Source organism: Pseudomonas fluorescens, from assembly GCF_902498065.1.
Taxonomy (GTDB): domain Bacteria; phylum Pseudomonadota; class Gammaproteobacteria; order Pseudomonadales; family Pseudomonadaceae; genus Aquipseudomonas; species Aquipseudomonas fluorescens_BJ.
The window spans coordinates 37,439-47,901 of the sequence record NZ_CABVIR010000013.1 but is presented as its reverse complement, the minus strand read 5'-3'; the positions used below and the strand labels follow the sequence as shown (position 1 = coordinate 47,901).

At 58.2% G+C, this 10,463-nt stretch carries 10 protein-coding genes and 1 pseudogene; 6 read left to right on the top strand and 5 right to left on the bottom strand.

Going from position 1 to position 10,463, the window contains the following annotated elements:
* Positions 1-523 precede the first annotated feature (523 nt).
* Positions 524-786: pseudogene (locus tag F8N43_RS28930) on the bottom strand (CPBP family intramembrane glutamate endopeptidase); the annotation flags it as partial.
* A 371-nt stretch (positions 787-1,157) separates the two neighbouring features.
* Between F8N43_RS28930 and F8N43_RS29780 the strand changes: the two are divergent.
* From F8N43_RS29780 to F8N43_RS29650, 3 genes are all read left to right on the top strand, one after another.
* The gene (locus tag F8N43_RS29780) at positions 1,158-1,388 is read left to right on the top strand and encodes a DUF6555 family protein (protein WP_150634800.1); all 231 of its coding nucleotides are present in this window, start codon (positions 1,158-1,160) and stop codon (positions 1,386-1,388) included.
* Positions 1,389-1,456: 68 nt separating this feature from the next.
* A complete protein-coding gene (locus F8N43_RS28920; protein ID WP_150634799.1) occupies positions 1,457-2,077 on the top strand; it encodes a hypothetical protein in 621 nt (206 codons plus the stop codon).
* A gap of 6 nt (positions 2,078-2,083) precedes the next feature.
* Positions 2,084-2,566 carry a hypothetical protein gene (locus F8N43_RS29650; RefSeq protein ID WP_224787863.1) on the top strand — a complete coding sequence of 161 codons (483 nt, stop codon included), beginning with the start codon at positions 2,084-2,086 and terminating at the stop codon, positions 2,564-2,566.
* 74 nt (positions 2,567-2,640) lie between these two features.
* Here the strand turns inward: F8N43_RS29650 and F8N43_RS28910 are convergent, their stop codons facing one another.
* Positions 2,641-2,838 carry a YbdD/YjiX family protein gene (locus F8N43_RS28910; RefSeq protein ID WP_017339263.1) on the bottom strand — a complete coding sequence of 66 codons (198 nt, stop codon included), beginning with the start codon at positions 2,836-2,838 and terminating at the stop codon, positions 2,641-2,643.
* A gap of 14 nt (positions 2,839-2,852) precedes the next feature.
* The gene (locus tag F8N43_RS28905) at positions 2,853-4,910 is read right to left on the bottom strand and encodes a carbon starvation CstA family protein (RefSeq protein ID WP_150637139.1); all 2,058 of its coding nucleotides are present in this window, start codon (positions 4,908-4,910) and stop codon (positions 2,853-2,855) included.
* Positions 4,911-5,307: 397 nt separating this feature from the next.
* On the opposite strand from F8N43_RS28905, the gene F8N43_RS28900 reads away from it, so the two are divergent.
* The 3 genes from F8N43_RS28900 (at position 5,308) to F8N43_RS28890 (ending at position 7,706) form a co-directional block, all read left to right on the top strand.
* Positions 5,308-6,669 carry a cache domain-containing protein gene (locus tag F8N43_RS28900; RefSeq protein WP_150634760.1) on the top strand — a complete coding sequence of 454 codons (1,362 nt, stop codon included), beginning with the start codon at positions 5,308-5,310 and terminating at the stop codon, positions 6,667-6,669.
* 26 nt (positions 6,670-6,695) lie between these two features.
* A complete protein-coding gene (locus F8N43_RS28895) occupies positions 6,696-7,328 on the top strand; it encodes a response regulator (protein WP_017339266.1) in 633 nt (210 codons plus the stop codon).
* 69 nt (positions 7,329-7,397) lie between these two features.
* Entirely contained in the window at positions 7,398-7,706 is a 309-nt protein-coding gene (locus F8N43_RS28890) for a hypothetical protein (RefSeq protein WP_150634761.1), read from the top strand.
* Here the strand turns inward: F8N43_RS28890 and F8N43_RS28885 are convergent.
* Positions 7,690-8,964 carry a glucarate dehydratase family protein gene (locus F8N43_RS28885; protein ID WP_150634762.1) on the bottom strand — a complete coding sequence of 425 codons (1,275 nt, stop codon included), beginning with the start codon at positions 8,962-8,964 and terminating at the stop codon, positions 7,690-7,692. The genes F8N43_RS28890 and F8N43_RS28885 overlap by 17 nt on opposite strands.
* Positions 8,961-10,358 (bottom strand): MFS transporter, encoded by a 1,398-nt coding sequence (locus F8N43_RS28880; RefSeq protein WP_150637143.1) that lies wholly within the window; start codon positions 10,356-10,358, stop codon positions 8,961-8,963. The genes F8N43_RS28885 and F8N43_RS28880 overlap by 4 nt, the downstream gene beginning before the upstream one ends.
* Positions 10,359-10,463 lie beyond the last annotated feature (105 nt).

Below are 10,463 nucleotides of genomic sequence, written 5' to 3'. Positions count from 1 at the left end.
CTCTTCAGTTCAAACATCTTTGGGTTTTTAAGAAACCCTAAACTTGGCTCAGCAATCGTTGGTTACATCTTTGATTTCTCGCGGAGTAACTTGTGATGCTGATAATCTTGTTGACTATCAGTCTGACCCCACAAGCACCCACACGAATTGCTTGATTCAGTTGTTAAAGAGCGGTTGGTTAAGATCTTTCGTCTCAACCGAGGCGCGCATTCTACAGCGTCCTCTGTATCTGTCAAGCGGTTATTTTCAGAAGTTTTCAAAGTTTCCTTTGTAACTTCAACCACTTGCGCTTCCGATCTCTCGTTAGCGGGAGGCGAATTCTACAGCGTTACTCGCTGCTGTCAACACCTCTTTTTCTCCGCTTTCGATCGGTAGAGGCTACGTCACTCCCGGCAAGGAGATGCCTGGATTTTTGAATCTCGCCTGCGCGTGAGAACCAAAACGTTTACCGACGTTCAGAGCGCCCCTTAACCAGTGCACCGCAAGTCCATGGCGCGTGACTGGATACGTGTGGCTACCGGCAGATGATCGCCAGCGACAGCGCGCCCAGCACAGCCAGGACAAACGGGTTCGAAACGAAACCGATCTGCACATCGCCACTCAGGGACCATAAGCGCAGGGGGGGGTCATCACATCGCGCATCAGGACGAAGGTCAGCAGCAGGATCACAATCTGCAATCCGGGCTGTGTTTTCGGGGTCAGCCAGAACCAGAGGGCACGGAGGCTAAAACCGGGAAGCAGATAAATGCCGTAATCGATCAGTAGCGAAAGTCCCTCTTCAATCATGTGTCTATCCGTAGGCTTCGAAGCGAATGCCTGGTTATAGCATCCACTTCAGAAGAATGTGAGAGGCAATCCAGGGAGACGCTTGGGCCACGCCCAGCCCGAACACCAGGAAAGCGGACAGATAAAAAGCAAAAAACACAATCAACGCCCGCCTCGACATCACCCGCCTCCAGAAACACTGAAACGCTCAAACCGGCTTCATGGCTTGGACGCTCGGCAATTTGCACAGTTCAATGTTCCGCCAGGTCGGGTATTCAGACGCCGTTGCCCCTCAGGAAGACGCTAAACACCGGATATCTAAAAGAGACATCCGAAAAAAAGGAACTGGCACTACGCCATCAATGTCGTAGCGGCATGACCTGGAGAATCAGATGACCCGCGCTCGGCATTTCCAAATCAACTATTGCTTCAAAAAAAGACGGCAGGTGTTTATCCAGCCGGACTTGCACATGAGTGATGAAGATGCCTGGTACTACGCGTGCCTGCACTCTGGCGTCGGCCTTTTGTATGGCGAACACCATGATCAGCGAAATCACCTGCGGGTGCGCGCGCATGCTGAACAGTCCGGTTTGACCCACGTTACCTGGGAGGAACTGCCATAAAGCGGGCAGAGCGTGGAACCTGACGCTACGCTCCATACAGCGCATCCTCCTCTATAAAGGTAGTCATCATGCCTTTGTCTCTGAGGTTACCCACCGTCCCGGGCGGACTTCTGCTGCTTGTGCTTGCTGCCGGCAACGCTCAAGCGCAAGGCAAAACCTGCGAATGCGAGTTCAGTAGCCACGACTATCAGGCCTACGGCACGAGTGGTGCCTGTGGTGTGTTCATGTACGCGAAGGCCAGTGTCTGCGAGATCTCTTTCGCCGGTATCGGTGCCAATCCCGATGTGCTTGTTAACCCGATGCTGGGCACCAACACGCTGCAGGCCCAGCTAGACATCGCCCCGGACATTTTCAGTCGTTATCTCGAGTTCGTAAAAACGGGCAACATCACGCAACTCAGCGACCGCGCATTCATAGAGCGCAGTTTGCCTGCCATGGCCCGCGCCAGCCTGTTCCGCACAGCCGTGCAAATAGCCGAAGCACCGATCAAGCAACTGGATGCCTTGATTCAGGAGGTGGCACACCAATACAGCGGCGAACTGGAAGCGATTTTCCTTGGCAAAAAAGAACCGCACACGCTCAAGCGGGACGCCGAGAGCGACGTTGAACTGGGTCGCGGTTATGTCCAGATCAATTACAGAAAGGATATTCAACTGCGCATTCTTTACTTCTCGCCAGCACAGAGGTGAAGCCCCATGAACTTCACCTGCCTGGAAGAACTGTCGGACCTTGAGCGGGTGGCTTTGTTTGCGGCCATGGGCTTCGCGGCGATTCTGCTGGTCTTGGGCCTTGGCTTGTCCTTTCGATTGAAGCTCTGGCAAACACTGGCGGAAATCCTCTACGACAACATCCATTTAAAGTTGCCGCCTCCCCTCCTTTGCCTGGCGACTAGCTTTGCGCTGTTGGGCGGTATTTATTGGTACCTGGATCGCCAATACCCGGCCGACAGCCTTGTATTCAGTTCAAAGCCGTGGACCCTTGGGGAGATCAAGCAGCGATTGGAAACGGTGTCGGGGGTGGGTATTCAACTGAAGGGGGACGTGACGGGTTTTGCGATTGATCGGCGGATCAGCGGGGCTTGCGCGAGTGATGTATTGAAAACGATTTGTGACGATTACCGGGATCAATTGGTTTGTCGCAATGAGCCCGGGCGAACGCTTGTTGAACGTAAACCCTGAAGGGTGCCGTACAAAACAAATGTGGGCGCTAGCAGCTAGCGCCCACAGAGATTGCTGTTAACCCGACAACCGGGTCAACAGCACTTCGGCCCGGCCTTGCTTCCGTAACGCGCTTCCTGGCGTTCCCGAAAGAACACCTCGTAACTCATCACCGGTTTGTCCGGGTGTTTGCTCTGCATATGCTCGACGTAGTTGTCGTAGTCGGGCATGCCGACCATCAGGCGTGCAGCCTGCCCGAGGTATTTACCGAGGCGACTCAGGTCATTGAACATGCTGCACTCCTCGATCAAGCATCCGGCAGCGCCTGAAATGGCGCTTCTTTATCCGTGCGCTCTTTGGTTCCCCAGGCGGCGATGCCAACCTTGAGGGCAAAGAACAGGATGCTGAACACCACCAACAGGAACAGCGCGGTCAACGTCGCATTGGTGTAGGCGTTGTAGATCACGTGCTGCATCTGATCGATGCTCTTGGCCGGTGCGAGTACCTGACCATTGGCCAAGGCATCGCTGTACTTCTTGGCCAGCGCGAGGAAACCGATCGCCGGGTTGGCGTCGAACAACTTGATGAAACCGGCGGTGGTGGTGCAGATCAGCAGCCAGACTGCTGGCAGCATCGTGACCCAAACGTAGCGCTGGCGTTTCATTTTGATCAGCACAACCGTCGCCAGCATCAGCGCAATACCGGCCAGCATCTGGTTGGAAATACCGAACAGCGGCCACAAGGTGTTGATGCCACCCAGCGGATCGATCACGCCTTGATAGAGCAAGTAACCCCACATCGCCACACAACCGGCAGTGGCGATCAGGTTGGCGGTCCAGGAGTCAGTGCGTTTCAGCGCCGGCACGAAAGAGCCGAGCAAATCCTGAAGCATGAACCGACCGGCACGGGTACCGGCGTCAACCGCCGTCAGGATGAACAGCGCTTCGAACAGGATCGCAAAGTGGTACCAGAACGCCATGGTGTTTTCACCCGGCAGGACGTGGTGCAGGATCTGCGCGATACCGACCGCCAGGGTTGGCGCACCGCCGGCACGGGCCAGAATGGTGGTTTCACCGATGTCCTTGGCCACCGCTTGCAGGGCTTCAGGGGTAATTGCAAAGCCCCAGCTGCTGACGGTTTGTGCCACCGAAACAGCATCCGCGCCGACAATCGCCGCCGGACTGTTCATGGCGAAATACACACCCGGCTCGATCACCGAAGCGGCAACCATCGCCATGATGGCCACGAACGATTCCATCAGCATGCCGCCGTAACCGATGTAACGGGCATGACCTTCACTGGCCAGCAACTTCGGCGTAGTGCCGGACGCGATCAGCGCGTGGAAACCCGAGACCGCGCCACAAGCAATGGTGATGAACAGGAACGGGAACAGCCCCCCCTTCCACACCGGCCCGGTGCCGTCGATGAACTGGGTCAATGCCGGCATTTTCAAGTCGGGCATGGTGATCAGGATGCCGATCGCCAATGCCACGATGGTGCCGATTTTCAGGAACGTGGAGAGGTAGTCTCGCGGCGCCAGAATCAGCCACACCGGCAATACCGCAGCCACGAAACCGTAGCCGATCAGCATCCAGGTGATTTGAATGCCGGTGAAGGTGAAGGCCTTGGCCCAGACCGGGTCCGCGGCAATCAGCCCGCCGAGCCAGATCGAACCGAGCAGCAGCAACACGCCGACGATGGAGATCTCACCGATGCGGCCCGGGCGGATGTAGCGCATGTAGATGCCCATGAACATCGCGATCGGGATGGTCGCCATCACCGTGAAAATGCCCCACGGGCTCTCGGCCAGGGCTTTGACCACGATCAGCGCCAGCACCGCGAGGATGATGATCATGATCAGGAAGCAGCCGAACAGCGCGATGGTGCCGGGGATGCGGCCCATTTCTTCACGGACCATGTCGCCCAGGGAGCGACCGTTGCGGCGAGTTGACATGAACAGGACCATGAAGTCCTGAACCGCACCGGCCAGAACCACGCCGGCAATCAGCCACAGCGTGCCGGGCAAGTAGCCCATCTGCGCCGCCAACACCGGACCGACCAGCGGACCTGCGCCGGCAATCGCCGCGAAGTGGTGACCGAAGAGTACGTGCTTGTTGGTGGGTACGTAGTCCAGACCGTCGTTGTTAAGTACGGCGGGCGTGGCTCGATTGGGGTCAAGTTGCATCACCTTGTTGGCGATGAACAGGCTGTAGTAGCGGTATGCAACAAGGTAGATAGCGACGGCTGCGACTACGATCCAGAGGGCGTTGATCGCTTCGCCGCGGCGCAGGGCCACGACACTCAGCGCAAACGCTCCCAGAACAGCCACGGCAAACCAGGCGAGGTGTTTAGCCAGACGGGGCATAGCATGTCTCCTGCCGACAGCCTGTGACTGCGGCGGTAATTTTTATAATTGTGTCCGCTGTGCGGAGCTGGCCCAATATCCGCGCATGCCGTCCACAAATAAATCCGCGTTACTACGTACGCGATCTCTACGTAGTTCTACGTAGAAACCGCCGATCTCGCAGCTGAAATGCAACCCCCCTGTGGGAGCCAGCCTTCTGGCGATGACGGACTGACACTCACCATTGATGTTGACTGTGCCACCGCCATCGCCAGCAAGCTGGCTCCCACAAGGGTTTGTATTTCAACTGACTGACATCCCAACCACAGGTCATTCCGTCCAGCAGCGCTACTGGACGCACGTATCTTTGGCATATGATGCCCGCCTTCGCCTTCCCCCGGTCCGGACAGGAGCCCTGATGCAGCTCAAACACAAAATCGTCGCGCTCGGGATTCTGCCGCTGGTGTTGGCGATCGCTGTCATCTGTGGGCTGGTGATTTCCCTGAACCGCCAGGTGGGTGATCAACAGGCGCAACTGATCGAAGACAGCATCCTGGCGAGCAAGCGCGCCGAACTGAAAAACTACGTGGAAATGGCGCAAAGCCTGATCGCGCCGCTGTACGACGACGGCCACGGCGACGAACACGCCCAGCAAAAAGTGCTGGAAGAACTGCGCAAACTCAGCTTTGGCATCAATGGCTACTTCTTCGTCTACGACCGCGAAGGTCGCAGCCTGATGCACGCGCGGCAGTCGGAACTGGTCGGCCAATACCTGTGGGACATGAAGGATCCGCACGGCCTGCCGGTGATTCAGGCCTTGCTCGAAAGTGCACAATCGGGGGAAGGCTTTCAACGCTACGCCTGGAACAAGCCGTCTTCCGGCCAGGTCACCGACAAGCTGGCCTATGTCGTGATGCTGGATCGCTGGGGCTGGATGCTTGGCACCGGCATTTACCTTGAGGACGTCGAACGCGCGACCCAACAGGCGCGTGACGAAGTGGCGATGGGCATCCGCAAGACCATGCTGGCGATTGCCGCCGTGGCCCTCGTGGCGGTGCTGTTCGTGTTTGCCAGCGGCATGACACTGAACGTCAGCGAGCACCGTCTGGCCGACAAAAAACTTCAGCGCCTGACCCAGCGTATCGTCAGCTTGCAGGAAGAAGAACGCTCTCGGGTTTCCCGTGAACTACACGACGGCATCAGTCAGGTCCTGGTCTCGATCAAGTTCCAGTTCGAACTGGCCAGCCATGTGCTGGAGAATGGACAAGACAAGGGTTTGAGCATTTTAAGAGAGGCCACGGAGCGGCTGGGAGACGCCATTGGCGAGGTTCGCAGCCTCTCCCACGACCTGCGCTCATCCTTGCTCGACACCCTGGGGTTGTCGGCGGCCATCGGTCAACTTGCCGAGGAATTCGAGCAGCGCAGCGGCCTCACCGTGACCTACAACGACAATGAATTCGACTGCCATCTGGTCGATGGCGCGGCGGTTTCGTTGTTTCGCATTGTGCAGGAAGGCCTGACCAACATTGAACGCCACGCACAGGCGAAACACGTTTCCATCAACCTGCACGGCTCTGAAGATTCGATCCGGTTGACGGTGATCGATGACGGTATCGGCTTCAACGTCGCCCAGGTCGAACGTGGGCACGCCGGCATCGGCCTGCGTAATATCCGTGAGCGTGTCGAGCATTTTGGCGGCCGGTTCGAGCTGATATCGGTGCCGGGACGAAGTGAGCTGGACGTGCTGCTGCCCATGAAATTGCCCGGCGCAAAGCGCTGATCAGACAAAAAGAGTGAATGCCCGTGATAAACCTGCCCTCCCCGATCCGCGTCGCCCTGGTCGACGATCACTCCCTGGTTCGCGACGGGATCAAGGCGCTGCTGTCTGTCATGGCGCCGCTGGAAGTAGTCGGCGAAGCCGAGAATGGCGCAGACGCCATCGAGATGGTGGGTCGCTGTCAGCCGGATCTGTTGCTGGTCGATATCAGCCTCAAGGACATGAACGGTCTGGAGCTGACGCGATTGCTGCGCAGTCAGTACCCCTCGCTCAAAGTGCTGGTGCTGAGCATGTACGACAATTATGAATACGTGAGCGAATCCGTGCGTTCGGGTGCCAGTGGCTATGTGCTGAAGAACGCGCCGTCACGGGAAATCATCGCCGCCATTGAAGCCATCGCCAGCGGCGGGACGTTCTACAGCGCGGAAATCGCTCAGCGGCTCATCGCCGATAAAAGTACCGACAATGAGCTGACACCGCGTGAAAGTCAGGTCTTGTACAAAATGGCTCAAGGGATGAACAACAAGGAAATGGCCCGTGACCTCGACATCAGCGTGCGCACGGTTGAAACCCATCGACTGAGCATCCGCCGCAAACTCAACATCGACAAACCGGCGGCGCTGGTCAAATACGCCATCGACCACGGGATCATTTCCCCATAAGCCGGCTCCCACAAGGTTTATGTCATCCCGGACTCCTCACACATCCCGACATGCCCACCGGAGACACCTGTGCCAGCGCTGACCGCCCGCGAGATTTCCCAGCTATTGCGCGACGCCGCCCTGGAGGTTCGGCCTCTGCGTTTAGCGGGCGAACCGTCCGTATCCGGCCTGATGCAGGTCGACATCGAGGGTTGGCAGCTAACCCTTGATGTCGACGAAAAACACCTGCGTCACTGCCAACGCTGCCAGAGCCCGGACGGCCGCGAGGGCCTGTTCGACAGTTGGCAACGTTACGGCACTGACCCGGTGAGCCTGCTCAGCACCTGGGAGCTGGCGCAGATAGAACGCTTGCTGACCGAGCTCAAAACCGCGGTTTGACTGCCTTCCAGTCCGGTTTGTAACGTTGCATCTGCTTCACGTCATCGCGCTGACGAATGCCGCAGGTCAGGTATTGATCATGCAGCTTGCCCAGTTGATCGTGATCCAGTTCCAGACCGAGCCCGGGCGCGCGCGTGATTTTCACGCAGCCATCGATGATCGGCAGCTTGCCGCCCTTGATCACTTCTTCATCCGGTTCCTGCCACGGGTAATGCGTGTCGCAGGCGTAATCCAGATTGGGCACCGCAGCGGCGACATGCGCCATCGCCATCAGGCTGATGCCCAGGTGCGAGTTGGAATGCATCGACACGCCGAGACCGAAGGTGTCGCACATTTTCGCCAGCGCCTGCGTGTCGCGCAGCCCGCCCCAGTAATGGTGATCGGCGAGGACGATCTGCACGCTGTTCAACGCCACGCTACGCCGGAACTCGTCGAAATCGGTGACCACCATGTTGGTCGCCAGCGGCAGCCCGGTGCGTTTGTGCAGCTCGGCCATGCCGTCGAGGCCCGGCGTGGGGTCTTCGTAATATTGCAGGTCATCGCCCAGCAACTCAGCCATGCGAATCGAGGTGTCCAATGACCAATTGCCATTCGGGTCGATGCGCAACGGGTAACCGGGGAAGGCCTTTTTCAGCGCCTTGATGCACGACACTTCGTGCTCCGGCGGCAGCGTGCCGGCCTTGAGTTTGATGCTCTTGAAACCGTAGGCCTCGATCATCCGTCGCGCTTGGGCAACGATCTGCTCTTCATTCAGCGCCTCGCCCCAATTGTCCGGTTTGTACGGCGAATCGACATGCTGCGCGTACTTGAAAAACAGGTAGGCGCTGAACGGAATCTCGTCGCGGATCGCGCCGCCCAGCAAGTCCACCAACGGCACGTTCAACGAATGTGCCTGCAAATCCAGGAACGCCACTTCGAACGCCGAATACGCGTTGCTCACCGCTTTGCTGGCGTGCGAGCCCGGTGCCAGTTCCGCGCCGGCAATGCTCGCCGGTTTGTGCGCCGCCACGGTGGCCTGGACGATGCGCCGCAGTTGATTGAGGTTGAACGGATCGAGACCGATCAATTGCGCTTGAAGTTGCTGCTGGATCAACAGCGCTGGCGCATCGCCGTAACTTTCACCGAGACCGATGTAGCCATTGTCGCTCTCGATCTCGATGATCGAGCGCAGCGCGAACGGCTCGTGAATCCCGCTGGCATTGAGCAGCGGCGGATCACGGAACGCGATGGGGGTGACGGTGACTCGTTTGATTTTCAAGAGGCTGCTCCCTTTGGACCTGAGCTCAAGGCTTGATGACTGACTGATCTTTCTGGCGCGGCGACATCGGCAGGTTGGCCGGTCGACGCGCGAACGGGATCGCCACGCGGGGCCGTGCGGGCAAAAAAGATCACCACCGCCGCCACCAGCGAGGTGGCCGCCAACCCGTAGAGACCGCCTTCGATGGAGCCGGTTTTTTGTTCGAGGAAACCAAACGCTGTCGGGGCGACGAAGCCGCCGAGGTTGCCAATGGAGTTGATCAAAGCGATCACTGCCGCGGCGACTCGGGCATCCAGATAGCCTTGCGGAATGGGCCAGAACAACGCTGAGGCGGCCTTGAAACCAATCGCGGCAAAACAGATGGCGACGAAGGCGAAAATCGGCCCGCCAGTGGTGGACATGAACATGCCGAACGCGGCAATCACCAGGGTCAAGGCAACCCAGGCCTGCTGGTGTTTCCATTTGCTGGCCATGGCGGCGAAGCCATACATCGCGACGATGGAAATCAGCCATGGGATCGAGTTGAACAGGCCGACCTGAAAGTCGCCGAGGTTGCCCATTTTCTTGATCATGCTCGGCAGCCAGAACGTCGCGCCGTAGATGGTCAGGGCAATGGAAAAGTAGATGAAACAGAACAGTGCGATCTGCTTGTCGGCGAGCAATTTGAACATCGACGGCTTGACCGTCTGCGTGGCCTCGCGGGCCCGCTGTTCCAGGGCGATGGCGTCAACCAGCGCGTCCTTTTCTTCCGCGCTCAGCCAGTTCGCCTGACGCGGATGAGACTGCAACCAGAACCAGACAAACCCGCAGAGCACGATCGAGGCAAAGCCTTCGATCAGGAACATCCACTGCCAGCCGTGCAGGCTGAAACCGCTGACGTTCAACAGCGCACCGGACACCGGGCCGGAAATCACCGAGGCAATGGCCGAGCCGCTGAGGAAGATCGCCATGGCCTTGCCGCGCTCAGTCGACGGCAACCATTGGGTGAAGTAATAAATGATGCCGGGGAAGAACCCCGCTTCAGCCGCACCGAGAATGAAGCGCAGTACATAGAAACTGGTTTCGCCGCGCACGAACGCCATGGCCATGGCCGCTGCGCCCCAGGTGAACATGATGCGCGTCAGCCAGGCGCGGGCGCCGTAGCGTTGCAGCAGCAGGTTGGAGGGGACTTCGAAGATCGCGTAACCGATGAAGAACAGCCCGGCACCGAGGCCATAGGCAGCGGCGCCAATGCCAAGGTCGGTTTCCAGGTGGCTGCGCACGAAGCCGATGTTGACCCGGTCGATGTAATTGACGATGAACATCACCACGAACAGCGGCAGCACATGGCGCTTGACCTTGGCCGCTGCGCGGGCGAGCACAGTCGGATCGGGCGGACTCTGGAGGGTATTCAAGGGGCGACTCCCGTTCATTGTTTTTTTAGGGACGAGGCCGATCATGGACGCCGACATTGATCCCGTCTAATCTAACTTGACATTCGATTGATACCTGGATTAGAT

Coding starts and splice junctions, on each gene's coding strand:
- F8N43_RS29780 (WP_150634800.1), top strand. CDS start 1,158: ATGACCCGCGCTCGGCATTTCCAAATCAACTATTGCTTCAAAAAAAGA.
- F8N43_RS28920 (WP_150634799.1), top strand. CDS start 1,457: ATGCCTTTGTCTCTGAGGTTACCCACCGTCCCGGGCGGACTTCTGCTG.
- F8N43_RS29650 (WP_224787863.1), top strand. CDS start 2,084: ATGAACTTCACCTGCCTGGAAGAACTGTCGGACCTTGAGCGGGTGGCT.
- F8N43_RS28910 (WP_017339263.1), bottom strand. CDS start 2,838: ATGTTCAATGACCTGAGTCGCCTCGGTAAATACCTCGGGCAGGCTGCA.
- F8N43_RS28905 (WP_150637139.1), bottom strand. CDS start 4,910: ATGCCCCGTCTGGCTAAACACCTCGCCTGGTTTGCCGTGGCTGTTCTG.
- F8N43_RS28900 (WP_150634760.1), top strand. CDS start 5,308: ATGCAGCTCAAACACAAAATCGTCGCGCTCGGGATTCTGCCGCTGGTG.